Source organism: Streptomyces kryoterrae (assembly GCF_054072135.1).
In genome coordinates, this window is sequence record NZ_CM133358.1 from 2,734,469 (window position 1) to 2,759,709 (window position 25,241).

Sequence of the window (25,241 nt, forward strand, 5' to 3'; positions counted from 1 at the left end):
AGTGGGGCGCGGGGTCCTCTCACCGGATGGGACGGTGGACGTTCTCCTGTTTCGTCGGGCCCGGGGTGGCGTCCGCGATCCAGGGGCCCTCGCCCGAGAGGTCGACGACGCCCTCCTCCAGCCAGGTGTACGTGCCGGCGAGGACGCCCCTGACCACCGCGCGGTCGACGTCGTCGGTGTTGGTCCACAGGCGGCCGAAGAGTTCCTCGACACGGACGCGGGCCTGGCGGCAGAAGGCGTCGGCCAGTTGGTAGGCCTCGTGGCCGTTCTGCCCCTGGGCGCGCAGGAGTTCGGCGCGTACGCAGGCCGCGCTCATCGCGAACAGTTCGGCGCCGATGTCGACGATCCGGCCGAGGAAGCTCTGCTTGGTCTCCATCCGGCCCTGCCAGCGGGACATGGCGTAGAAGGTCGAGCGGGCCAGCTTGCGGGCACTGCGCTCGACGTAGCGCAGATGCGGCGAGAGGTCGACGCCGTCGCGCTTGAACTCGGCGTACGAGCGCGGGAGTTGTCCGGCTCCGGTGACCAGTTTGGGCAGCCACTTGGCGTAGAAGACACCGGCGTTCGCGCCCGCCTTCGCCTTGTCCGACAGCGACTTGTCGGGGTCGATGAGGTCACCGGCGACCGTCAGATGGGCGTCGACGGCCTCGCGGGCGATCAGCAGATGCATGATCTCCGTCGAGCCCTCGAAGATGCGGTTGATCCGGAGGTCGCGCAGGACCTGTTCGGCGGGGACAGCCCGTTCGCCGCGGGCGGCCAGCGACTCGGCGGTCTCGAAGCCGCGTCCGCCGCGGATCTGCACGAGCTCGTCGGCCATCAGCCAGGCCATCTCGGAGCCGTACAGCTTGGCGAGGGCGGCCTCGATGCGGATGTCGTTGCGGTTCTCGTCGGCCATCTGGGAGGAGAGGTCGAGGACGGCTTCCAGGGCGAAGGTGGTGGCCGCGATGAAGCTGATCTTCGCGCCGACCGCCTCGTGCAGCGCGACCGGCTTGCCCCACTGCTCCCGTACGCCCGACCACTCCCGGGCGATCTTCAGACACCACTTCCCGGCGCCCACGCACATCGCGGGCAGTGACAGGCGGCCCGTGTTCAGTGTCGTCAGGGCGATCTTGAGACCCGCGCCCTCGGGGCCGATCCGGTTGGCGGCCGGGACCCGCACCTGGTGGAGGCGGGTGACGCCGTTCTCCAGGCCGCGCAGGCCCATGAAGGCGTTGCGGTGCTCGACGGTGACGCCCTCGGAGGCGGTCTCGACGACGAACGCGGTGATGCCGCCCTTGTGGCCCTCGGACTTCGGTACGCGGGCCATGACGACGAGGAGGTCGGCGACGACTCCGTTGGTCGTCCAGAGCTTCACGCCGTCCAGGACGTAGTCGTCGCCGTCCGGTACCGCGCTGGTGGCGAGCCGCGCCGGGTCGGAGCCGACGTCCGGCTCCGTCAGCAGGAACGCGGAGATGTCGGTGCGGGCGCAGCGCGGCAGGAACTCGTCCTTCTGCTCCTGGGTGCCGAAGAGCTTGAGCGGCTGCGGTACGCCGATCGACTGATGGGCGGAGAGCAGCGCGCCGAGGGCCGGGTTCGCGGAGCCGACCAGGGCGAGCGCCTTGTTGTAGTAGACCTGGGTGAGGCCGAGGCCGCCGTACTTGGTGTCGATCTTCATGCCGAGGGCGCCGAGCTCCTTGAGCCCGTTGACCACCTCGTCCGGGATCCGGGCCTCGCGCTCGATGCGGGCCGCGTCGATCTTCGTCTCGCAGAAGTCGCGCAGCTCGGCGAGGAACGCCTCGCCGCGTCGCGCGTCCTCGGCGGGCGGGAGGGGGTGCGGGTGGATGAGGTCGAGCCGGAAGCGGCCGAGGAACAGTTCCTTGGCGAAGCTGGGCTTGCGCCAGCCCTGCTCCCGGGCGGCCTCCGCCACCTGGCGGGCCTCCCGCTCGGTGACTGCGGGTTTGACTGGGGGGCTAGCTGGGCTTGCGGACATGAGGCACACCTCGCCGCGAATCGGGATCTTGAGGACCGTACGTTACTGATCGGTGCTACTCGATCGTTGGTACCCGATTACGGGCGACCCCACCAGTCCTCGCGCAGCCAACGGCCGGGACAGACCCTCGGCGCCCCGCCCGTCGGCCGACGCCGACCGATCGGGCCCAGCACTCCTCAACGGGCACCGCTGGGTGGGAAAGTTGCCATGGTGGCCGAGAAGGCCCCGAAAAACCTTGTCGAAGCGCTTCGACAACATATGGACACCCAACCCGGGTGGGGATACTGTCGTTCCACCCCTCACTCGCTGTTATACGTCGCTGTTATCCATTACGCGCACTGTCGAAGCGCTTCACACAATGCTTGGAGAGCTGGATGGTCACTCTCGCCGAGGTCGCCCAGCACGCCGGAGTCTCGGCGAGCACGGTGAGCTATGTCCTCAGCGGCAAGCGGTCCATCTCCGTGGGGACCCGGCAGCGGGTCGAGCAGAGCATCCAACAGCTCGGCTATCACCCGAACGCGGGAGCCCGGGCGCTGGCGAGCAGTCGCTCCAACATCGTCGCCCTGATGGTCCCGCTGCGTACGGACATGTACGTGCCGGTGATGATGGAGATCGCCATCGCGGTGGCCACCAGCGCCCGCACCTACGGGTACGACGTGCTGCTGCTGACCGGCGAGGAGGGCCCCGACGCCGTGCGCCGGGTGACCGGCAGCGGGCTCGCCGACGCGATGATCCTGATGGACGTCGAACTCGACGACGAGCGGCTGCCGTTGCTGCGCGAGACGGACCAGCCGTCCGTGCTCATCGGACTGCCGGCCGCCACCGAGGGCCTGACCTGCGTCGACCTCGACTTCGGGGCGACGGGCGCGCTGTGTGCCGAGCACCTCGCGGAGCTCGGGCACCGGGACATCGCCGTCATCGGCGAGGCGCCCGCGGTCTACGAACGGCACACCGGTTTCGCCGAGCGCACGCTCGACGGACTCCGGTCCCGGTCGAGGGAGTTGGGGGTGCGGGTGCTGCACCGGCCGTGCGAGGGCGGGTTCGACGCGATGACGGTGACCCTGGCCAGGATCTTCGACGAACGGCCGGGCACCACGGGGTTCGTCGTGCAGAACGAGTCGGCGGTCGAGCCGCTGCTCGCGCTACTGCGCCAGCAGGGGCGGGCGGTGCCGGAGGACGTGTCGGTCATCGCCGTCTGCCCGGACCAGGTCGCCACCCAGGCCTCGGTGCGGCTGACGTCCGTCGCCATTCCCGCACAGGAGATGGGGCGCCGCGCCGTGGAACTGCTGATCGCCAAGCTCGAAGGGCGCGGTAGCGACGAAGTCGCACTGATCGCTCCCGAGTTGTCGGTGCGTGCGAGTACGGGACCGGCCCCGGCCACTTCCTGATCCTCGGCCACTTCCTCCTCCTCGCTCGCAGTCCCCGCTCACAACCGAAAACCTCGCCCGCCGAAAACACCCAACGCCCGCTCCTCCAAAGGTCGTTGGGGCACCTCAGCCTGTCCCGGACCGGCCGCCGGAGCCGTGCCGGGGTCCCCCGCAGCCACCCCTTCCCCACTCCTTCCTTCAGGAGCCGCCACGTGAACCAGCCCGCCGAATCCCTGCCCCCGTCAGGCGCGGTCAGCCTCGCGCAGTCCTCCCCCACCGTCGGTACGTTCCGTGAGCGGGACGGTGCGCTGGAGTGGAGCGGCCGGCAGGAGACCGTACGGATAGAACCCTGGGGCCCGGACGCGGTCCGGGTCCGGACCCGGCTCGGCGGGCCGGTCCTGGAGGGGCTCCCGGGTGCCCTGCTGGACGCGCCGGAGTCGACGCCGTACACCGTCAAGACCGAGGACGGCCAGGGGCAGTTGACCGTCGGGGCGTTGACCGTCGAGGTGAGCGTCGAGGGTCTGATCCGCTTCCTGCGCACCGATGACGCGGCCGAGTTGCTCGCCGAGGAGCGGGCGCACTTCTGGTGGCCGGGCTCGCGTCTCTACACGGCCGTCGGCAACGGCTACCACCGGCTGGAGCAGCGGTTCGCCGCCTACGAGGACGAGAAGCTGTACGGGCTCGGGCAGCACCAGCACGGCCGGTTCGACCAGAAGGGTGTCGTGCTGGACCTGGTGCAGCGCAACGCCGAGGTGTCCGTGCCGGTGCTCACCTCCAGCCGCGGCTACACACTGCTGTGGAACAGCCCGGCGATCGGGCGGGTGGAGCTGGCGGGCAACGGGACGCGCTGGGTGGCGGATTCGGCCCGGCAGATCGACTACTGGATCACGGCCGGGCAGCCGGCCGACGCCCAGCGGCGCTACAGCGCGGTGACGGGACGTACGCCGATGCTGCCGGAGTGGGCGGCGGGCTTCTGGCAGTGCAAGCTGCGCTACCGCACCCAGGACGAACTCCTCGACGTGGCAAGGGAGTACAAGCGGCGCGGACTGCCGCTGCGGGCGATCGTGTGCGACTTCTTCCACTGGACGCATCTGGGCGACTGGAAGTTCGACCCGGCCGAGTGGCCCGACCCGGCCGCCATGGTCCGGGAGTTGGCGGAGATGGGCGTCAAACTCGTCGTCTCCGTCTGGCCCTCGGTGTCGCCGCTCTCCGAGAACCACCAGCTCATGGAGCAGCGCGGTTACTTCATCGGAACGCAGTACGGCCCGATGGCGCACGCCGACTGGCCGGACAAGGGTGTCGCGTCCACCGTCCAGGTCGCGTTCTACGACGCCACGAACCCGGAGGCCCGCGAGTTCGTGTGGTCGAAGATCCGCGACAACTACCTTGCCCCGTACGGCATCACGGCCTTCTGGCTGGACGCCTGCGAGCCGGAGCTGAAGCCGGGCTTCCCGGAGAACCTGCGGTACTGGGCGGGCCCCGGCCTGGAGGTCGGCAACCTGTACCCGGTGGAGAACGCCCGCACCTTCTACGAGGGCCTGATCGCGTCCGGCGAGGACGAGGTGATCAGTCTCAACCGCTCGGCGTGGGCGGGCAGTCAGCGCTACGGGGCCGCCCTGTGGTCCGGTGACATCGGCGTCGACTTCCCGACCCTGCGCCGCCAGATCGCGGCCGGGCTCAACACCGCCCTGTCCGGCATCCCCTGGTGGAACACCGACATCGGTGGCTTCCACGGCGGGGACCCGGACGATCCGGCGTACCAGGAGGTGATGGTCCGCTGGTTCCAGTTCGGCGCGCTGTCCCCGCTGATGCGCCTGCACGGCTTCCGTGACCCGGGCCTGCCGCTGGGCCCCGACATGACCGGCGGCCCCAACGAGGTGTGGTCGTACGGTGAGCAGGCCGGCGCGATCCTGGAGCGGTACGTCCACCTCCGCGAGCGCCTGAAGCCGTACGTGCTGCGGGTGATGCGGGAGGCGCACGAGGAGGGGCTGCCGGTGATGCGCCCGCTGTTCCTGGAGTTCCCGGACGACCCTGCGACGTGGTCGGTCGACGACGCGTATCTCTTCGGCCCCGACCTGCTGGTCGCCCCGGTTCTGTCGGCTGGCGCGAGGAGCCGTACGGCGTACCTGCCGGCGGGGGCGACGTGGACGGACGCATGGACCGGTGAGACGTATGAGGGCGGTGTGGCCGTGACGGTGGACGCGCCGCTGGACCGTATCCCGCTGTTCCTGCGGGACGGGGCGAGTCTGCCGATCGCGGGGTAGCGGCTGCCGCCGGCTCATGGGAGGGGCGGTTCGGTTCCGGGGCGGGTGCGGGTGCGTTGTGGCTTGTCGCGCAGTTCCCCGCGCCCCTATAGGGGCGGTCTCCTGATCGCCTGGTAGTGGCCGGAGGCCGGCTCATGGGAGGGGCTGTTCGGTTCCGGGGCGGGTGCGGGTGCGTTGTAGTTCCCGCGGCCCTTTGGGGTGGGGGCGGTGAGTTCGTCAACTTGCGCTTTTAGCACACTGGTTCGGCGCACTTGTCCTGCTGTCCCCGTGGAAAGGAACCCCGTCTCGTGACTGGCACTCCCCTCCCTCTGTCGCTGGCCAACCTGTTACTGCGGCCCTCGTTGGGTTCCCGGCGCGATCCGGACCGGGTGTTCGACCGGATCGCAGGAAAGGCGGGGCGGGCGGACGGGGACGAGTGGTTCGTCGACGGATTCCGGCCGCTGCTCGCCGAGTGGGCGGCGGACGAGGAGCTGTCTCCGGTCGGCTGGCAGTCCGCGCAGGCCCACGTCCGCCGGCATCTCACCAACCGGGCCCGGGTCCGGCGGCTGATCGCCGAGCACCCCGCCATTGCCCAGGAGCCCGTCGGGAAGCCGGTGTTCGTGGTGGGTCTCCCGCGCACCGCCACCACTCTCACCCACGGCGTGCTGTCCCTCTCCGACGAGCACCGCTGCCCCCGGCTGTGGGAGTTGCTCGCCCCGGGCCTCGAACCGTCGCCCCGTGAGCGGCGGAAGGCGGTCACGTCCGCGCGCCGGACGCTCAACGGCACCTATCTGCTCAGCCCGCGCTTCCGCGAGATCCACCCCATGACCGCCGAGGGCCCCGAGGAGTGCACCTTCCTCCTGCCGCACGCCCTGGTGCCGCTGTCCCAGGCCCGGCTGCCCGAGTACCACGCCCAGCAGTTCGGGCGGGACTTCGTCCCCGACTACCGTCACCTCAAGGAGTGCTTCCAAGTGCTCCAGTACGGTCGGCCGCAGCGTCGCTGGATCCTCAAGTCCCCCATGCACACCGGGAATCTCGACGCCCTGCTCTCCGTGTTCCCGGACGCCACGCTCGTGTGGACCCACCGCGACCCGGTGACCGCCGTCGCCTCGTTCTGCAGCCTGGTCGAGTGCGGTATGACCATCTCCCGGCGCAGAACAGACCTGCACGCCCTCGGCGCCACCTGGCTCGACCTGCTCAGCCGCTCCGTACGGCGCGGACTCGCGGCCCGGGCCGACATCCCCCGCGAGGCCGTGGTGGACGTGCCGTACTCCTGGCTCGGCTCCGACCCCGCCGCGGGCGCCCCGAAGCTCTACGCCGCAGTCGGCGCCCGCTGGACCGAGGCCGACGCCGCCCGGCTCCCCACGGTCGCCACCCACCTCAGAGGCAGCCGCCCCCACCGCTACGACCTGGCCCGCTACGGACTGACCCGCGCCGACGTCGAGGCGGCCTTCGCGGACTACAACGCCCTGCGGGCCGAGGTCGACCGCGCCTGAACGGCGCGCCCGGCCCCGGCCCTGCCACCTGCCTGTCCGTCAGCTGCTGCTGACCGTCAGGCTGTTGGTGGTGAAGTTGAGGCCGCCGGAGGACGAGGTGATCTCGAACCCGAACTGCACGTCACCGATCGTCTCGTTGCCGAACCAGCCCTTGGTGTCCTTGATCCACTTGAGGATCGGCAGGACGTTGACCGTGCCGGACGTCGAGTTCGAGGTGCGGATGAACGAGAAGACCTCGTTCGCGCCGTTGTTGCCCTTGTAGACGGTCCAACTGTGGCCGCCCAGCGTCACGTTGCCCTGCGAGGTGCCGAGCGGGCCGACGGCTCCGGTCTTGTTGACCCAGAGCATGATCTCGTAGTCGTAGTCGGTGTCCCAGATGTCGTACGACGTGTTGTACGCGCCGGACGACGGGACCGAGACGTTGTAGCTGCTGGAGAGCGAACCGAGTGAGGTGATCGACTTGTTGACCACCTTCTTGGAGTTGGGGTAGGACTTGATGCCGCCGGTGTTGGGGTGGTTGGCGTTGACGCCCCAGTTGGTACCGGAGTTGGCCCAGATGCACTGGCTGCCGGCGCCGGAGCCCCAGATGTTGTTGTAGAGGGTGTAGCCGTTCAGCGAGGTGTTGCCCCACTGGTCGCAGGAGCTCCAGACGGCCGCCGAAGCGGGGGCGGAAGCCAGACCGACGGTGGCGCCGAGCGCGAGGGCGGGGGCCAGCATGGCCTTGGTGATCCGGCTCAGCATGCGGGTGCGTGTTGCCATGGGGGTTCCTTCCAAGGGTGGGGGGAAACGCGGGTGTGGGGGTTGTGTGCTGTTCTCTGCTGCGCTGTTCCTCGGTGCGGTTACCGCGGCCCCAGGTCGAGGACGCGGTCCTCTCCGGCGACGAGATCGAGCGTGCGTGCGCCGGAGGAAGTCCTGAGGTCGATCCGGTGGCTGCGGGTGGGGCGTACGACGGCCCGGCCCCGCCCCGGTCCCCAGTCGAGGTCGACCTCCGCGCCGAACCTCGTGCGTACGCCCCGGAGTCGGCCGGTGGGGCAGGCCGCCGGGAGCGCGGGCAGGAGGACCAGCCGGTCGGGGGTCGACTGGATGAGCGCCTCGATGAGCACGGCCGGCAGGGCGTGGGCCGCGTCCGCGTTGTAGACGTCCCGCCCTGGGTAGTGGGCGCTCATCAGGGAGGCGTGGAAGAAGTCCCCGTCGAGCACCTGGCCGAGGGCGTGGGTGACCCGATCGCCGTCGCGGAGGCGGGCCGCGATCAGCGCGTGGTGCAGGTGCCCGTGGGCCGAGTCGTTCTCGGCGCCCCGGAGTTGGAGGGCTCGGTGCGCGGCTGCGGCGAGGTCCGGGGTGTCGTACGGGTTGATCTCGTCGAGGGGCCAGACACCGTAGAGATGGCTGAGGTGCCGGTGGTCGTAGGTGTCGTCGAGGCCGGGCCACGCCCATTCGGCGAGCGCGCCGTCGGCGTTGACGCGGTGCGGTGGGAGCCGGTCGGCCAAGGCCCGCCAGCGGCCGGCCCGTTCGGGGTCGTCGGGGTGGTGGTCGGCGGCGGCGAGCAGGGCGTGCCGGGCCGCCGAGAGGTCCATGGCGGCGTTGACGGTGCCCCAGCTCGCGTTCGCGGGACGGTTCTCGGGTGAGTAGGAGGGGACGACGACGAGGTGGCCGTCGGCGTCGGTGCGGGTGAGGAATTCCTCGTAGAACAGGGCGACTTCGGCGAGCAGGGCGGCCGTACGCGGGTCGCGGACGCCCTCGGTTTCGTCGTGGTCGACGAGGGGCTTGAGCAGCCAGTCGGCGCCGGCCGTCCAGAGCTGGAGCGGATACTCACGGGAGAAGTGGTACGTCAGTCCGGACTCGCCGTCGGTGTGCGCGGGCGCGACCACACCCCGGGTGCCGAAGACCGCGCGGGCGTTCTCCCGCCAGTCGTGCGTCTGGCGGTGCATCAGGGAGGCGTGGGCCTCGGTGACTTCGGGGAGCGCGCCGGCCACCGCCGACGCGGTCTGGAGGTTGAGGTTGGCGTCGGTGGTGAACCCTCCGGACCAGGCGGTGTTCCAGTCGCCGGTCCACAGGCCCACAAGGCGGGGCGGGCACATTCCGCTGGCGGAGAGCAGATGGTAGCGGCCGGCGGCGAAGAGGCGCTCCAGGAGAGCCGGGCTCTTCGCGCGGGTGAGCAACTCCGCGCCGGGCAGGGCGCGTTCGGCCTCGTCGGCGGCGAGGTCGAGGGTGACGCGCTGGTAGGCGGTGCGGTGGAGGGGAGTGTGGCGGGCGAGGAGGCGGTCGTACGTACGCTCTGCGGACCCCGGCTCGCCGTCCGCGTCCGGGAGCAGTGCCCGCAGGGCGCGGGCATGGTCCGCCGTGTCCAGTTCGCCGATGTGCCGGACGACGCGGGTCAGCAGCAGCACGGACTCCGCACCCTCGACCCGGACGCCGGGCGGGGTGAGGGTCGTATCCCCGCCCGGCGTCACCACGAGGGTCACCCCGGTGTACGCGCGCCCGCTGCCCGGGTAGCGGGCGCGGAGGGTGAGCAGGGCACCCTCGGGGGTGCGCACCACGCTCTGGCCGATGCCCAACTCCGTCGGGGCGCCGGGGAGTCGGTGGTCGAGGTCGATGTCGAGGGTGAGACCGGGGGCGCTGGGGCCGCCTGGGCCACGGGTGACGCCAGGGCCGCCAGGGTTACCGGAGCCGCCAGGGTTACCGGAGCCGCCGGTGATACCAGAGCCGCCGGTGACACCAGGGCCACCGGAGCCGCCAGGGCCGCCGCAGTCACCGTTGACGCCGGTGACGTACTGGACGATGACGTCGTCCGCTCGGGACACGAAGACCCGGCTGCGCCAGCCCTTGCATCCGGCGTCGGTGACGCCGGTGGTGAAGTCGACGGACCGTCGATAGTCACGCCCCTCCCCCGCCGGTGCTCCGCCGAGCAGCCGCACCTGGAACGCCGGGTGGAAGGACTGCACCCACTGCAGCTCCCGCCCGTCTGTGAAGGTCTCGGCGGCTGCGGTGTCTCCGGCCAGCAACCGGTCCTGAAGGGCCGCCAGTTGGTCGGCCAGTTGCGGCGGCCGTGCGTGTTCGCCGCCGTTCGGGCGGACGAGGGTGTGGTGGGTGATGACGACACGTTCGTTGTCCGGGGCGCCGAACACCAGGGCGCCATGGCGGCCGTTGCCGCTCAGATAGCCGTCCTCCCAGCGGGCGGCGGGGCGTGGTTCCCAGGTGCCGTGGACAAGTCCGCGGACGGGTCCGTCGGTTGTCATGGCTTCAGCACCGCCACTCCGTACCGGCCCAGCGAGACCTCGTCCATGACGATGCCGCCGGTCAGCAAATCCCGGTGGACACCGGGCACTTGGACGGTCACCGGATCGGAGCCGTGGTTGAGCACGAAGAGCAGCTCACCGCGCCGGACCGCCTCGACCCCGGCGGGCAGCGCGTCCAGCGCCGGCCGGACGCCCGCGTCGGCACCGATCCGGGCGAGGAGGCCGCGCAGCGCGTCGGGCTCGGGGAGTGTGGAGACGTACCAGGCTCGGCCCCTGCGCAGCACCGCCGGCAGGCCGTCGAGTTCGCCGCCCTTGTACGGGGTGACCTCGTCGGCGCCGTCGGCCTCCAACTCCTCGGACCACAAGTGGCCTTGGAAGCCGTCCACTTCGACGGTCTCGCCCGCGTCCAGCGGCCACCACTCGTGCAGGGTGCCCAGCCCGAACAGCTCGCGCAGCCGGGCGTCCATGCCGCCGGGCCGTACCCGGTCGTCCTCGTCGGCGACTCCGGTCAGGAATCCGCAGACGAGGGTGCCGCCGCCGCGTACGTACGTCAGGAGGTTGTCGATCGCCGCGTCCGTGAGCAGGTACAGCTGCGGTACGACGACGAGCCGGTAGGCGGACAGGTCGTGCTCGGGGTGGGCGAAGTCCGTCGCGAGGTGCGCCTCCCAGAGGGCGCGGTGCCAGGCCCGTACGACCTGCGGGTAGTCCACCTCGGAGGAGAGCCGGCCGTCCTGGGCGCTGCCCCACCAGGCGTGCCAGTCGTGGAGAACGGCGATCTCGTTGGAAGTACGGCTGCCCGTCACCTCGCCGCTGATGGCGGCCAGTTCGGCACCGAGGCGCTTCACCTCCCGGAAGGTCCGGCCGTGTTCGCCCGCGTGGCTGACCATGCCGGAGTGGAACTTCTCGGCGCCCTGCCGGGACTGGCGCCACTGGAAGTAGCAGACGGCGTCGGCGCCACGCGCCACCGCCTGGAGCGACCAGAGCCGGTTGAGGCCACGCGGCTTGGGGTGGTTGACGCCCCGCCAGTTGACCGGGCCGGCCGCCTGCTCCATCAGCATCCACGGGCCGCGTGCCTGCGAACGCGTCATGTCCTGGATCAGCGCGCCCTGTTGGGCACCCAGCGGGTCGCGCGGGTCGGGGTAGATGTCGACCGAGACGACGTCCTCCTCCTGGGCCCAGCGCCAGGCGTCCTGCCCCACCCACATCGGCATGAAGTTGGTGGTGACCGGGAGGTGCGGGGAGTGGCGGCGGACGATGTCGCGTTCCGCGAGGTAGCACTCCAGGAGTGCGTCGGAGGTGAAGCGTTTGAAGTCGAGCACCTGGGTGGGGTTGCGCATGTAGTGCGGAAGGCGCGGCGGCAGGATCTCGTACCAGTCGCCGTATCCCTGGCTCCAGAACGCCGTTCCCCAGGCGGTGTTGAGGTCGTCCAGCGTGCCGTACCTGTCCTGGAGCCAGCGGCGGAAGGCGGCGGCCGACTCGTCGCCCCAGTCGTAGGTGCAGTACTCGTTGTTGATGTGCCACATGGTGAGGGCGGGATGGCCGCCGTATCGGGCGGCCAGGTCCTCGGTGATGGCGGCGGCGTAGCGGCGGTAGGCGGCGCTGGAGTGCGCGAAGTGCTGGCGCCCGCCCCACCACTCGATCCGCCCGTCCTCGGCGACGGGCAGGGTCTCCGGGTGCAGCCGGCCCATCCAGGGCGGCGGTGAGGAGGTGGGCGTGGCGAGGACGACGCCGATGCCGCCTGCGTGCATCAGGTCCATCAGCCGGTCCAGCCAGCCGAACTCCCTTTCCCCCGGCCGGGGTTCGAGCTTCGCCCAGGAGAAGACGCCGAGCGTGACGGAGTTGACCCCGGCGTCCTTCATCAGCCGGACGTCCTCGGCCCAGGTCTCCTCGGGCCACTGCTCGGGGTTGTAGTCGCCGCCGAACAGGATGCGCCCCCGGGTGGCGTCACCGAGCCCCGGCATCAGACGGGCTCCCCGTACTGGATGCCCCGCCCGTTGGTGGCGAGGTAGACGCGGCCGTGGATCCTCGGGTCGCCGGTGATCGCCGCGCCGGTCCAACCCCACTGATGGGCGTCGTCGTTGATCCGCGTCCAGGTCCTGGCCTCGTCGTCGGAGCGGTAGACGGCGGTGATGGTCTCGGTGGAACCGACCAGATAGATCGCCGGGTAGGCGGCGCCCTTGGCCGGCCGGCCGAACCCGAGCGTGTACGACGCCCAGCAGCCGGCGACCTTGGCGAAGGTGGCACCCCCGTCGGTGGACCGGTGGAGCCCGTTCCACTTGGCGCTCAGCCACAGGTCACCGGAGCGTCCGGGTGCCACGGCCAGGGCGAACTGGCTGTCGCCGGCGGGCAGTTGGCTCGCCCGGGCGGTGAACGTGAGGCCGCTGTCAGTGCTGCCGTAGAGCGTTCCCGTGTCGGTGTCGTACGCGTAGAAGCGTGTCGGGTCGGCCGGGTCGGCGACCGGCGTGGCGCCCTTCGGGACGGAGGAGACCTCGGACCAGGTCGTGCCGTTGTCCGTGGAGCGCTGGGCCGGGTACTTCGTGCCGTCCCAGTGCACGAAGGTCCACAGCAGCACGCTGCCGTCGGCGTTGGTGGCGATCGGCCCCGGTGCGTTCTTGGCGATGGCGGGCTGGGTGGCGAAGGGCGCCCAGCTCCGCCCGCCGTCGTTCGAGAAGGCCCCGTTGCCGTTGTCACCCCACCCGGTCCGGACGACGTACGACGGCTTCGCGGCGGCCTGCGCGAGGCCCGTCGCCGTCCCGAACACGGGGTTCGACGCCATACCGCGCGACGGGGACGCCGTGAGCCGCTCGTGGTACATCACGCCGATGTCCCCGAGCCCGCTGAGCAGGTGCGCCTCCCCGGTCGGCGGCGAGATCAGCTGGCGTACGGACGTCTCCTCCAGGCCGCGGATCTGCGGGGCCCAGTGCTTGAGGTCGCGGGTGCCGTAGAGGGTCGCGCCGGTCCCGTACACGATGTGCCGGGAGTCGAAGGGGTCGAGGGCGAGCGCCTGGATCCACCAGCCGAACTTCGGCTTGTCCTTGCCGAACCTGAGGAAGGGGGTCTCGGACACGTCGAACACGGCGCTGTCCTTGAGGGACGTCCAGTTGCGGCCGCCGTCCGTGGAGCGGAACACCGTGTCGATGTCGGCCCAGCGGTTGTTGGTGGAGACGACGAGGCTGCCTGCGCGGCAGGCGTCGACGGCGACCCCGCCGTAGGCGAAGGTGTCGGCAGAGCCGTCGGCTGTGGTCCCGCCCGGCAGAGCCGGGGTCACGTCCGTCCAACTGCCGGTCGTCGTGCGCAACTTGTGCACGCTGCCGTCCGACTGACCGTTGGGGCCGGGCGCGTTGGCGTACGTCACGTACAGGTCCCGGGTGTGCTTGTCGTAGGCGGCGCGGATCGGGACCTTGGCGGAGGTGGCGCCGACGGGCTGTCCGGGCACGGCTTCCCAGGTCGTGCCGTCGGAGGTGCGGTACAGGTTGGCCGTACCGGCGGTGCCCCTGCCGTCGCCGTCGCCCCAGCCGGCGTAGACGGTACGGCCGGCCGCGACCAGGAGGACGACGCCCTGGCCGCTCGCGCTCGGGGTGGCCGGGAAGGTGCTCGCGGGTGCCCAGGTAGCGCCCCGGTCGGTGGACTTGAGGAGTCCGTCGTGCCGGGTGCCGAGCCACAGGGTGTCGCTGTCCCGCGGGTCGACGAGCAGCCGCTCGCCGGCGCCCCGCCCGTCCTCGTTGGCCCCGAGCTTCACGGTCAGGTCGGTGCGGGCCCAGGTCGCCCCCCGGTCCTCGGACCGCAGGACGGCACCGTTCCCGGCCCACGACTGGGCGTAGGTCCCGAGGGAGAGGTACACGCGGTCGGGGTGCGCGGGATCGACGGCGATCGCCTCCACCCCGAGGAGGTTCCAGTCGTCCCACCCGAGGTGATCGGTCAGCGCGGTCCAGCGGGCGGCCCGCTCGTCCCACCGGTAGGCGCCCCCGATGTCGGTACGGGCGTAGGCGAGACCTCGTACGGAGGGATGGAACAGCACCCCGGTGACGAACCCGGTGCCGCCGATGACTGCGGTGCGCCAGCGGTAGGAGGAAGGGGCGGCTGTCGCTGCTTGGGCCCCCGTACCGGAAAGAGACACGGCGGAGAGCGCACCAACGGCAGCGGCCCCGGCAAGAACGACACGTCTACTCGGACGGGACGACGAAGACATGACTTACCTCGATCTAAAAGGAGAGGGGGAGGAAAGCGCGCCCCAAAGGGGCGCGGGGAACTGCGCGATCAACCACAACGCACCCGCGGCCACCACCTGACCGCAAGAGGCACCCCAAGCCGTGAAAACGAGAAACCGACCGTCACCCCTTGATCGCGCCGGTCAACATACCCTTCTTGAAGTGCCGCTGGACAAAGGGCGACAGAACCGCCACCGGCACCAGAGCCAGCACCATCACGGCCATCTGAACAGCCAGCGGAGACAACTGCCCCGTGTTGATCTGGGTGGCCAGACCGACCGGCCGTTCCTGCTTCTGGACGAGCTGGATCATGACGTTCTGCAGCGGCATCATGTCCTGGTCGGACAGATAGATCGACGCGTTGAACCAGGCGCTCCAGTATCCGACCGCGTAGAAGAGCGCGATCACCGCGAGGACGGCCCGCGACAGCGGCATCACGATCGTCCAGAGGATCCGCCAGTCCCCGGCCCCGTCGATGCGGGCGCTGTCGATGAGTTCCGGCGAGATGCCCATGAAGAACGAGCGCAGCACCAGGATGTTGAAGACGCTCACCGCACTGGGCAGGATCAGCGCGAGATAGCTGTCGGTCAGCCCGAGGCCCTGCACCAGCAGGTACGTCGGGATGAGACCGGCGCCGAAGAACATGGTGGCGAGCAACAGCATCAGGAACCAGCGGTGCCCGAGCGACCCGGTGCGCGAGAGGCCGTACGCGGAGAGAACGGACACCGTCATGCTGAACAGCGTGCCGATCAGGGTCACGCCCACGCTGACCAGGGCGGCGCGCTGGACCTGGCCGCCGCTGAGGAGTTCCTGGTAGGCGATGAAGGTGATGCCCTTGGGGATCACCACCAGGCCACCGGTCGCGTCGATCGTCTTCTTCGACGAGAGGCTGGTGACGATGACGATCCACAGCGGGAAGAGGATCGCGAAGCAGGCCAGGGTGAGGACGATCCCCTTGCCCGCGAGGCCCGCCCTGGAGGGCTCCTCCTCCCAGGCCGGCCGCGTCGGGGCCGCCCACGGGCTGGGCCTGGACGCGGACCTGTCGGGCTTGTAGCCCTGGTCGGTGAAGGTGCTCACTTCTTGTACACCCCCTGCTCACCCATGAGATGGGCGACCTTGTTCGCGGTCAGCACGAGGGCCAGACCCACCACACCCTTGATGAGGCCGGCCGCCGCGGCATAGCTGAAGTCCTGGTTGCGGATGCCGTTCCACCACACGTAGGTGTCGAGAACCTCGGAGGCGCCGGGTCCCACCGAGTCGCGTTGGAGCAGCAGTTGCTCGAAGCCGACCGTGAGCGCGTCGCCGACACGCAGCACCAGCAGCAGGGCGATCACCGGACGCAGCGCGGGTAGCGTGATGTGCCACATACGGCGCCAGCGTCCCGCACCGTCCATCGCGGCGGCCTCGTACAGATCGTTGGAGACAGCGGAGAGCGCGGCGAGGAAGACGATGATCCCCCAGCCCGCGTCCTTCCAGACGCCCTCGGCGGTCACCAGGAACTTGAAGATCCCCGGGTCGGTCATGAGGTCGAAGCCCTCGTACCCGTGCTGACGCAGGGTCTGGGCGATGATGCCGGCGCCGCCGAAGATCTGCTGGAAGACGGTGACGACCAGCACCCACGAGAAGAAGTGGGGCAGGTACATGATCGCCTGGGCGACCGCCCGCACCCGGGGCCTGATCACGCTGTTGATGACCAGCGCGAGCAGGATCGGGATCGGGAAGAACAGCACGAGTTGGAGGGAGAACAGGACGAAGGTGTTCTGCAGCGCGTGCCAGAAGCCGGAGTCCTGGAATATCCGTTCGAACTGCTCGAAGCCGACCCAGGGGCTCTCGAACATCGCGACGAAGCCGTTGTCGCTGAGGTACGGATCGTAGTCCTGGAACGCGACCACATTGCCGAAGATCGGTATGTAGTTGAAGACCAGGAGCAGCAGGACCGCCGGCAGGCTCATCAGGATCAGCGTGCGGTCGCGTCTGAATCTGAGCCGGAGACTCAGCTTTCCCTGGCGCCGCTTGCCGTGGGGGCCGGCGGCGCCGTCGTCGGACGCCGGGGCCTGCGCGTCGGTCTTCTCGTCGGTCTTCTTCGCCTCGGCCCTGCTCCGAGGCACCGTGCTGTGGGACACGGCGTTCTCCTTGCCTCGGCCCTGGGTCAGTTGGCCGCGGAGCCGTTGTCGTCGAGCAGCTTCTTGTACCAGTCGCGCAGCCCGTCGCCGCCCTTGGACTTCCAGTCGGACACGGCCTGCTGGACGTCGCTGATCTTCTTGCGTCCGCGGACGACGTCGTCCTCCAACTGCTCGAAGTCGTTGGCGAGGTTGGTGTAGCGGTTGGGCTCGGTGATGGTGAGGCCGTAGAAGGAGGACTTCTTGGTGAAGGCGCCCATGCGCTGCTGCCACTCGACCTGGAGCTTGGCGATCTCGGGGAGGTCGGGGTGGGCGAGGTAGGAGGCCGGATCACCGGTGTAGTCGTAGGCGCCGAAGACCTCGTTGTTGCCCTTGGTGGTCTTGACGGGCATGCCGTCCTTCAGCGTGTAGTCGGTGCCCTCGACGCCGTAGACGGTGAGCATGTACTCCTTGGTGCCGTACGGCGAGGCGCAGTAGTCGGCGAGTGCCAGGAAGTCCTTGATCTGCTGCTTCGACGCCTTCTTGCTGACGAAGGTGAAGATGCCCGCGGGCTGCGTCGCCCACAGAGTGGGGTCGCCGCCGTCGGGGCCGAAGATGTCGAACGCGCCCATCTCGAAGCCGGTCTTCTGGATCTTCTGTTCGGCCGTCGAGGCGTACCAGTAGGAGATGTCGCCGTTGAAGACGAGGGACTGGCCGGCGGTGAAGCGGTTGGACGCGTCGCCCTTGACGGCCTTGGCGTCGGGGTGGACCACGTCGGCCTCGTAGAGCTTGCGCATCCATTCCAGGGCTTCGAGGTACTCGTCGGTCTCGATCCGGTTGACGAGCTTGCCGTCCCTGAGGTCCCACCACAGCGCCTTGTCACTGCCGTTGAGGACGCCGAAGATGTTGAAGGCGGTCCACTTCAGGTCGTCGCAGGCCCACACCTTGCCCTTGGCGTCGGTGGCCTCCTTCGCCCAGGCCAGGAACTCGTCGGGCGTCTTGGGGAGTTCGTAGCCCTTCGCCGTGAAGATGTCCTTGCGGTAGAAGGGCACGATGTTCGTGACGTAGGAGGCCGGCATCGGGATGGCGCGCAACTGGCCGCCGAAGATGGAGCGTTGCCAGGCATCCGTCGGTACGGCCGCGAGGTTCGGGTACGCCTTGACCTTGTCGCCGGACAGATAGGGGCCGAGGTCGGCGAACTTGGCATTGATGGCGCTCGGTATCTTGCCGTTCAGGTTCCAGCCCGGGACGACCACCACGTCGGGAATCTCGCTGGAGGCGAGGACGGCTCCCAGCTTCTCGTCGTAGGTGTTGCCGTCCTGGTTCTGCCAGGTGACCTTGACGCCGATGGCGTCGTTCATGGCCGTGTAGTACGGGTTGTCATTGGACGGCGGGCTGCCCCACATCGGCGCCATGATCTTCAGCGAGCTGCCGCTGCCCAGCTTCTTCGGCACCGCCGTCTTCAGGGCGTTCAGGTCGATCGTCTTGGTGAAACCGGCCGATGAGCCGTTCTTCGAGGGAAGGTCCGGCACGATGACGCTCGACGCCACGAACGCCGGGAGGATCTTCTCGGCGGCTTTCCCTGAGGTCGTGCCCTCCTTGTTCCTCTCCTGTAAACCTCCACAGGCGGCAAGCAGCGGCATCCCGCCCGCCACAGCTGCGGTGGCGACCGCGGTGGAGGCGAGGAAGCTTCTCCGGCTCGGCGCGGAGGAGGCGGAGGAGGCGTTCGGCGTCATTGCGTCAACCCTTCATGGCGCACCAGGACACCCGGCGGTGGAGCCGTCGGCTGCGGTGTCTTGAGTGTTACTGGCGTGACTGGCCGAGCTGGAGGAGTCCTCGGAGGACTGCCGCACCCGGATGGCGTTCCAGGAGGTGATCCCGGTGGCTCCCAGTTAGTCGAAGCGCTTCGATGTTGCTGCGAGGTTAAGTGAACACCTGAGGGTGCACAAGGGTCGGTTCCAAGATTCCTCCGAGGTACAGGGCCCTGTGCGATGGCCCGGAGCGCCCCCGTGTGCCGCCTGACATCACGGGCGGGAAACGGAGTTGTTGCGCCCGGGTCTCTTGACACCCACCCCCGCGTCGAATGAGCATCGAAGCGCTTCGAATGTGCCTGGCCGCTCCATCGCAAAGGGAACCCCACGTGACCGCACAAACGCCGCCTTCGCCGCCATTCCGCGATCCGCAGCTGCCGATCGCGAAGCGCATCGACGATCTGCTGTCGCGCCTCACCCTCGACGAACGGGTGGCGTTCCTGCACCAGTTCGCGCCCGCCGTCGAGCGTCTCGGCGTCGCCGCCTTCCGTACCGGCCAGGAGGCGCTGCACGGGGTGGCCTGGATGGGCCCGGCGACCGTCTTCCCGCAGGCGGTCGGCCTCGGCGCGACCTGGAACGAGGAGCTCGTGCACCGCGTCGGCGAGGCGGTGTCCAAGGAGGTCCGGGCGATGCGCGCCCGCGACGACCGCGTCGGCCTCAACGTCTGGGCGCCCACGGTCAACCTGCTGCGCCACCCGCTGTGGGGCCGTAACGAGGAGGGCTACTCCGAGGACCCGAAGCTGACCTCGGCGATCGCCACCGCCTACACCCGAGGCCTGCGCGGCGACCACCCCGCGTACTGGCGCACGGCCCCGGTCCTCAAGCACTGGCTGGCCCACAACAACGAGACGGACCGGGCCACCGCGTCGAGTTCGGTCCGCCCACGCGTGCTCCACGAGTACGATCTGCGCGCCTTCCGCGAGACGGTCGAGGCGGGCGCGGTGGCCGGGGTCATGCCCGCGTACAACCTGGTCAACGGCCGCCCCAACCACGTCTCGCCGCATCTGGGCGACCAGTTGCGCGCCTGGACGGACGAGGACCTGCTGGTCTGCTCGGACGCGGGCGCGCCCTCCAACCTGGTCGACTCGGAGCACTACTTCGACACCCACGAGGAGGCGACGGCCGCCGCGCTGATCGCCGGCGTGGACAGCTTCACCGACCACGGCACGGACAGCTCGAAGATCATCGCCCGTCTGCAAGGCGCCCTGGCCCGGGGCCTGTTGACGCAGGAGGACATCGACAGGGCGGTCCGCCGCCAGCTCTCGGTCCGCTTCCGGCTGGGCGAGTTCGACCCGCAGTACGACCCGTACGCCGGCACCGCGGACTTCGACACCCCGGCCCATCGCGCCCTCGCCCAGGAGGCGGCGGAACAGGCGATCGTCCTGCTGAAGAACGACGACGACACGCTCCCCCTGGCCCCCGGCACCCGGGTGGCGGTCGTCGGCCTGCTCGCCGACGAGTGCAAGGTCGACTGGTACAGCGGCACCCTCATCCACCGCTCGACACCGCTGGAGGCGCTGTACGACCGCTTCGGCGCCGAGCACGTCGAGTTCGCCGAGGGCGTGGACCGCGTACGGCTGCGGACGTCCGCGGGTACGTTCCTGCACGTCCCGCCCGCCGAGGACGCACCGGACGTCGCCCGGGGCGCCGAGGGCGCTCTGGACCCGGCCCTCCTCGCGGGCCGCACCGACCTGCCGGCGCTCACCGCCGACGCCGACGGCACCGAGTTCGCGCTGATCGACTGGGGCGAGGGGCTCCTGACGCTGCGGGCGCCCGACGGCCGCTACCTCTCGGTCGCGGAGGACGGCCACGTACGGGCGTCGGCGGACCGGCCGGGCGGCTGGATCGTCCAGGAGACGTTCCGCCTGGAGCCCCACGGAACGCACGGGTCGCACGGGTCGCACGGGTCGCACGAGAACCGTCACCTCCTCAGGCACGTCGGTACGGGGCGCCACGTCTCCGTCGCCGCCGACGGCGTGAGGGTTGCCGACGAGAGGGAGACCTCTCCGGAGATCTTCGAGCTGATCGTCGCCGAACGCGGTGAGGAATCGGTGAAGAGAGTGGCCGCCCGGGCGGACGTGGTCGTCGTGGTCGCGGGCAACGACCCGCACATCAACGGCCGCGAGACCGAAGACCGCACAACACTGCGCCTCCCCGCCCACCAGCAGCGCCTGCTGGACGCGGCCCGGGCCACGAACCCCCGGACGATCCTGGCCCTGACCTCGGCGTATCCGTACGCGGTCGACGTCACGGACCTCCCGGCGGCCCTGTGGACCGCGCACGGCGGCCAGGCGGCGGGCACGGCGCTGGCCAGTGTCCTGGCGGGCGACGTCTCTCCGGCGGGCCGCCTCCCGCAGACCTGGTACGCCGACGACGCCGACCTTCCCGGCCTGCTGGACTACGACATCATCGGCTCCCGGCAGACGTACCTCTACTTCGAGGGCACCCCCCTGTTCCCCTTCGGCCACGGCCTGTCGTACGCGTCGTTCGCGTACGCCGACCTGACGGCCGAGACGGCGGACGACGAGCCGCTGCGGGTGTCGTTCACGGTGACCAACACCGCGGACGTCACGGCGGACGAGGTCGCGCAGCTGTACGCACGGGCACCGGACTCACCGGTGACCCGCCCGCGCCGGGAACTACTCGCCCACCGCCGGATCACCTTGTCCCCCGGGGAGTCGACGACGGTCTCCTTCGAACTCCCGCTCAGCTGCCTGGAGTTCTGGGACGTGGCGATCGGTGCCCGACGCCTCGCACCGGGCCCGTACGAACTCCTGGCGGGCGCGTCGAGCGAGGACATCCGCGCACGGACGACGGTCCAGCTGACCGGCGTCCCGCCTCTGCCCCGCCCGGTCCGCCAACTGGGCCTCGCGGCAGCCGACTTCGACGAGCAGAGCAGTGCCGAGATCGTCGACCGTACGAAGGTGTCCGGCGACGCGGTGACACCGGCGGGCACAGGAGAGGCCGAACTGCTCTACCGGGACTGCGACTTCGGGGCGGGCGTCACGGAGGTCACGGTCGAGGTCGCGGGCGAGGGAGCGGTGGAGTTCGTACTCGACGACGGCGACAAGGCGACCGTCCTGACACCGGCCCCGACGACGGGCCCGTACGACTACACGACGGTCCGAGCCGCCCTCACCACCGACGGCGTACGCGACGTACACGTGAGGCTGCGCGGCACGTTGCGGCTCGCACACGTCGGCTTCTCCGGCTGAGGGTCCGGAGCGGTCGGCGCATGGAAGGGGTCCGGCACCGGAAGGCATCGGTGCCGGACCCTTTCGTGACGGCGCGTTCGCGTCATCGGCGAGTGTACGTGAAAATGGTTCCCATTAGCTAGAGGGCGAGGCCCGTCAGTACGAGGACGCGCTCGTACGTGTAGTCGTCCATCGCGAACCTGACGCCCTCGCGGCCGACACCGGACTGCTTGGCGCCGCCGTACGGCATCTGGTCGGCGCGGTAGGAGGGCACGTCGCCGATGACGACTCCGCCGACCTCCAGGGCGCGGTGGGCCCGGAAGGCGGCCTGCAGGTCGTGGGTGAACACCCCTGTCTGGAGGCCGTACTTGGAGTCGTTGGCGGCGGCGAAGGCCTCGGCCTCACCGTCCACCTTCAGCACGGTGAGCACCGGGCCGAAGACCTCCTCGCAGGAGATGGTGGCATCGGCGGGTACGTCGGTGAGGACGGTCGGTGCGTAGGAGGCGCCGTCGCGCTTGCCGCCGGCGAGGAGGTTCGCGCCGGCCCCTACGGCCTCGTCGACCCACGTCTCGACCCGCTTGGCGGCGTCCTCGCTGACCAGCGGCCCGACGTCGGTCGCGCCGTCGGCCGGGTCGCCGGTCACCTGGGCCTCGACGGCGGCGACGATGCGGGGCAGCAGCCGGTCGTACACGGCGGCGTCCGCGATGACCCGCTGCACGGAGATGCAGGACTGGCCGCCCTGATAGTTGGAGAACGTGGCGATACGGGTCGCCGCCCAGTCGAGGTCGGCGTCGGAGGCGTAGTCGCCGAGGACGACCGCCGCGCCGTTGCCGCCGAGTTCGAGGGTGCAGTGCTTGCGCGGCACGGAGTCCATGATCGCGTAGCCGACCTTCTCCGACCCGGTGAACGAGATCACCGGCAGGCGCGGGTCCTGTACGAGGTCGGGCATGCGGTCGTTGGCGACCGGGAGGATGCTCCAGGAGCCGGCGGGCAGGTCGGTCTCGGCGAGGAGTTCGCCGATGACCAGACCGGAGAGGGGCGTGGCCGGGGCCGGCTTCAGGATGATGGGGACGCCAGCCGCGATCGCCGGGGCGATCTTGTGGGCGCAGAGGTTGAGCGGGAAGTTGAAGGGCGCGATACCGAGGACGACGCCCTTGGGGAAGCGCCGGGTGAGGGCCAGCCGCCCCTGACCACCGAGGTCGGTGTCGAGGCGCTGTGCCTCGCCCCCGTTGAAACGCCGGGCCTCCTCGGCGGCGAACCGGAACACGGAGACGGCTCGGCCGACCTCGCCGCGGGCCCACTTGATCGGCTTGCCGTTCTCGGCGGAGATGAGCTGGGCGATCTCCTCCGTGCGCTCGGCGAGACGCCGGCTGACGTGGTCGAGGGCTGCGGCGCGGAGGTGGGCGGGCGTCGCGGCGAACTCGTCCCGGACGGCGTACGCGGCGGCGACGGCTTCCTCGACCTGGTCCTCGGTCGGCACGCCGACCTTGCCGACGAGGCGTCCGTCCCAGGGGGAGGTGACATCGAAGGTGGTCTCGCCGGTGGCCTGGCGGCCGGCGAGCCAGAAGGCGTGGGTGACGGGCGTGGAGGTCATGGATACACGGTAGGGCGGGGAGGGCGGGGCGGTGTTTGTCCGGGGTGGAGTGGTGGGGGGTGGGGGTGGGACGGTTTGGCGTGGTGGGTCTCGCCCCCGCCGCCCCTACCCGTCCCGTCCTTCTGGGGCTCCGCCCCAGACCCCGCTCCTCAAACGCCGGAGAGGCTGGATATTCAGCCCGTCCGGCAGCGAACCCCTCCCGCGGGCGCACCCACCCTCACTCCCCCACCGCCGCCGTCGTCTTCAGCGCCAGCCACAACTCCATCCGCACATCCGGATCATCCAGCGACCGCCCCAGAATCTCCTCCACCCGCCGCATCCGGTACCGCAACGTATGCCGGTGCACACCAAGGTCCGCCGCAGCCGCGTCCCACTGCCCGTGCCGGGACAGCCACGCCCGCAACGACGCCACCAGGTCACCCCGCCCCGTCGCGTCATGCTCGTTCAGCGGACGCAGCAACCCGTCCGCGAACGCCCGTACCGCGTCGTCCGCGAGCAGCGGCACCACGGACCCCGCGGCCAACTGCTCGTGCCCGACCAGCACCCGCCCCCGCCGCCGGGCCACCGACAACGCCTGCTCGGCCTGCTTGTAGGCAGCCGCCGCGGCGATGGGCCCGGCCGGCCCGGACATCCCCACCACAAGCTCGTCCCCCTCACCGCTGAAACCGAAGGAACCGAAGGAAGCAGAGGAAGCGGGAGAAGCGGAGGAACCACCGGAACCCGAAGAACCGGCAGAGGAACCCGAAGTATCCGCAGCCCGCCCCCTGACCTCCGCCCGCGCCCCCTCCAACGCCGCGGCGAACTCCTCACAGGCCCCCACCGCCGCACCCCCGTCCACCGCGAGCACCACCAGCCGCTCCCCCTCCGGCACCACCAGCACAGCCTCCCCGGCCCGCGCGGCGGCCGACTCCAGGCACTCGGCGAGCCCGCCCAGGGGATCGCCGTTCGTGTCGGCGGCGACCAGAGCACCGGCCGTGGGCCTGCTCACCGCTCCCACCGGAGCCGTCGCCCCGGCGGGAGAGGACGCCGACTCGGCGACGACGATCCGGTACGGCGCGTCGAGCAGCTCGCCGTACAGGTCCCCGGCGACGGCACGCGCGTGGTCGGGTTCGCCGGCCAGCAGCATGCGCAGCACCGCGACCCCGATGCGCTGCTCGGCGGCCTGGAGGGAACGGGACCGCTCGGTGGTGAGGGTCAGCAGAGCGATGGCCGAGTGAAGGGCGTACCGCTCCGCCGTACCCAGCGCGGCGGCCGTGCCGACGGCCAGCGCGGCGCGCGGCCGGCGCCCGGTGCCCAGGGAGTGCAGCTCGACCCGGTCCCGCTCCCCGTCGTCGTCCCCGCCGCCCGTGCCCACCACCGCGCTCGCCGGCGCGGGCCGCTCCCGCAGCCGTTCCACGTCCGCCGTGAGCCGCGCCGCCCGCCGCCCGGCCCACTCGGGCGCGGTGGCGACGACGGCGCCCGAGGCGTCGTACAGCGCGGCCCAGCCGTCGACCTGTGAGGCGAGCGAGGAGAGCAGGCCCTCCGGACCGTCGCTCAGGGCTTGCCGGGTCAGCTCGCGCTGCGCCGCGAATCCGGCGGTCACCGCCCGGTACTGGTCGGCGGCGATGGCTGCCGACACCGCCTTGCTGATGGCGAGGAAGGGGGTGCGGCGCGGGACTTCGAGGAGCGGGAGCCCCTCGTGCTCCGCCGCCTCGACGACGGCCTTCGGGATGTCCGCGTAGTTGACCCCGACGGCGAAGCCGAGTCCGACGACCCCCGCGCCGACCAGCCGTTTCACATAGCGCCGCATGGTCTCGGCGTCCTCGGCGTCCAGCTTGAGGGCGGTGATCAGGAGGAGCTCCCCGCCCTCCATGTAGGGGACGGGGTCGGCCAGTTCACTGACGTGCGCCCAGCGCACGGGGACGTCCAGGCGGTCGCCGCCCGCACGCACGGTCAGCTTGAGCGCGGAGTGGTGGACGAGCGAGGCGAGCGTCGGGGGCATGAGGCCTTCAGGTCTGTGTGGTCTCCGTGAACTTTTGGCCGCCACG

General features: G+C 70.5%; 14 protein-coding genes. 4 read left to right on the plus strand and 10 right to left on the minus strand.

Annotated elements, in window-relative coordinates; all coding sequences use genetic code 11:
- Positions 1–19 precede the first annotated feature (19 nt).
- The gene (locus ACW4TU_RS11435; protein ID WP_457427208.1) at positions 20–1,966 is read right to left on the minus strand and encodes an acyl-CoA dehydrogenase family protein; all 1,947 of its coding nucleotides are present in this window, start codon (positions 1,964–1,966) and stop codon (positions 20–22) included.
- 374 nt (positions 1,967–2,340) lie between these two features.
- Between ACW4TU_RS11435 and ACW4TU_RS11440 the strand changes: the two genes are divergently transcribed.
- The 3 genes from ACW4TU_RS11440 to ACW4TU_RS11450 all read left to right on the plus strand — a co-directional run bounded on the left by ACW4TU_RS11440 (position 2,341) and on the right by ACW4TU_RS11450 (position 7,072).
- The gene (locus ACW4TU_RS11440) at positions 2,341–3,354 is read left to right on the plus strand and encodes a LacI family DNA-binding transcriptional regulator (RefSeq protein WP_457427210.1); all 1,014 of its coding nucleotides are present in this window, start codon (positions 2,341–2,343) and stop codon (positions 3,352–3,354) included.
- Between the two features lie 191 nt (positions 3,355–3,545).
- Complete coding sequence (locus tag ACW4TU_RS11445) at positions 3,546–5,597, plus strand: glycoside hydrolase family 31 protein (protein WP_457427212.1); 2,052 nt, start codon at positions 3,546–3,548, stop codon at positions 5,595–5,597.
- Between the two features lie 287 nt (positions 5,598–5,884).
- Positions 5,885–7,072: a sulfotransferase family protein gene (locus ACW4TU_RS11450; protein ID WP_457427214.1), complete on the plus strand. Its 1,188-nt coding sequence runs from the start codon at positions 5,885–5,887 to the stop codon at positions 7,070–7,072.
- A 39-nt stretch (positions 7,073–7,111) separates the two neighbouring features.
- Here ACW4TU_RS11450 and ACW4TU_RS11455 read toward each other — a convergent pair whose 3' ends face one another.
- From ACW4TU_RS11455 to ACW4TU_RS11485, 7 genes are all read right to left on the minus strand, one after another.
- The gene (locus tag ACW4TU_RS11455; RefSeq protein WP_457427216.1) at positions 7,112–7,831 is read right to left on the minus strand and encodes a glycoside hydrolase family 12 protein; all 720 of its coding nucleotides are present in this window, start codon (positions 7,829–7,831) and stop codon (positions 7,112–7,114) included.
- 80 nt (positions 7,832–7,911) lie between these two features.
- Positions 7,912–10,308: a glycosyl hydrolase family 95 catalytic domain-containing protein gene (locus ACW4TU_RS11460; protein WP_457427218.1), complete on the minus strand. Its 2,397-nt coding sequence runs from the start codon at positions 10,306–10,308 to the stop codon at positions 7,912–7,914.
- The gene (locus ACW4TU_RS11465; protein WP_457427220.1) at positions 10,305–12,269 is read right to left on the minus strand and encodes a beta-galactosidase; all 1,965 of its coding nucleotides are present in this window, start codon (positions 12,267–12,269) and stop codon (positions 10,305–10,307) included. Before ACW4TU_RS11465 ends, ACW4TU_RS11460 begins: the two co-directional genes overlap by 4 nt.
- Positions 12,269–14,497: a WD40/YVTN/BNR-like repeat-containing protein gene (locus tag ACW4TU_RS11470; protein WP_457427222.1), complete on the minus strand. Its 2,229-nt coding sequence runs from the start codon at positions 14,495–14,497 to the stop codon at positions 12,269–12,271. Before ACW4TU_RS11470 ends, ACW4TU_RS11465 begins: the two co-directional genes overlap by 1 nt.
- Before the next feature lie 142 nt (positions 14,498–14,639).
- Positions 14,640–15,593, minus strand: a complete 954-nt coding sequence (locus tag ACW4TU_RS11475) for a carbohydrate ABC transporter permease (RefSeq protein WP_457427224.1) — start codon at positions 15,591–15,593, stop codon at positions 14,640–14,642.
- Positions 15,590–16,639, minus strand: coding sequence for an ABC transporter permease (locus tag ACW4TU_RS11480; protein ID WP_457427226.1), 1,050 nt, complete (start codon positions 16,637–16,639; stop codon positions 15,590–15,592). The genes ACW4TU_RS11475 and ACW4TU_RS11480 overlap by 4 nt, the downstream gene beginning before the upstream one ends.
- 26 nt (positions 16,640–16,665) lie before the next feature.
- Positions 16,666–18,351 (minus strand): extracellular solute-binding protein, encoded by a 1,686-nt coding sequence (locus ACW4TU_RS11485; protein ID WP_457427228.1) that lies wholly within the window; start codon positions 18,349–18,351, stop codon positions 16,666–16,668.
- A gap of 404 nt (positions 18,352–18,755) precedes the next feature.
- Between ACW4TU_RS11485 and ACW4TU_RS11490 the strand changes: the two genes are divergently transcribed.
- On the plus strand, positions 18,756–21,641 hold the full coding sequence (locus ACW4TU_RS11490; RefSeq protein ID WP_457427230.1) for a glycoside hydrolase family 3 C-terminal domain-containing protein: 2,886 nt from the start codon (positions 18,756–18,758) through the stop codon (positions 21,639–21,641).
- A 118-nt stretch (positions 21,642–21,759) separates the two neighbouring features.
- Here ACW4TU_RS11490 and ACW4TU_RS11495 read toward each other — a convergent pair whose 3' ends face one another.
- Both ACW4TU_RS11495 and ACW4TU_RS11500 read right to left on the minus strand, forming a co-directional pair.
- Entirely contained in the window at positions 21,760–23,214 is a 1,455-nt protein-coding gene (locus ACW4TU_RS11495) for an aldehyde dehydrogenase family protein (protein ID WP_457427232.1), read from the minus strand.
- Positions 23,215–23,431: 217 nt separating this feature from the next.
- Positions 23,432–25,195, minus strand: a complete 1,764-nt coding sequence (locus ACW4TU_RS11500; protein WP_457427234.1) for a PucR family transcriptional regulator — start codon at positions 25,193–25,195, stop codon at positions 23,432–23,434.
- Positions 25,196–25,241 lie beyond the last annotated feature (46 nt).

Coding starts and splice junctions, on each gene's coding strand:
- ACW4TU_RS11435 (WP_457427208.1), bottom strand. CDS start 1,966: ATGTCCGCAAGCCCAGCTAGCCCCCCAGTCAAACCCGCAGTCACCGAG.
- ACW4TU_RS11440 (WP_457427210.1), top strand. CDS start 2,341: ATGGTCACTCTCGCCGAGGTCGCCCAGCACGCCGGAGTCTCGGCGAGC.
- ACW4TU_RS11455 (WP_457427216.1), bottom strand. CDS start 7,831: ATGGCAACACGCACCCGCATGCTGAGCCGGATCACCAAGGCCATGCTG.
- ACW4TU_RS11460 (WP_457427218.1), bottom strand. CDS start 10,308: ATGACAACCGACGGACCCGTCCGCGGACTTGTCCACGGCACCTGGGAA.
- ACW4TU_RS11465 (WP_457427220.1), bottom strand. CDS start 12,269: ATGCCGGGGCTCGGTGACGCCACCCGGGGGCGCATCCTGTTCGGCGGC.
- ACW4TU_RS11470 (WP_457427222.1), bottom strand. CDS start 14,497: ATGTCTTCGTCGTCCCGTCCGAGTAGACGTGTCGTTCTTGCCGGGGCC.
- ACW4TU_RS11485 (WP_457427228.1), bottom strand. CDS start 18,351: ATGACGCCGAACGCCTCCTCCGCCTCCTCCGCGCCGAGCCGGAGAAGC.
- ACW4TU_RS11495 (WP_457427232.1), bottom strand. CDS start 23,214: ATGACCTCCACGCCCGTCACCCACGCCTTCTGGCTCGCCGGCCGCCAG.
- ACW4TU_RS11500 (WP_457427234.1), bottom strand. CDS start 25,195: ATGCCCCCGACGCTCGCCTCGCTCGTCCACCACTCCGCGCTCAAGCTG.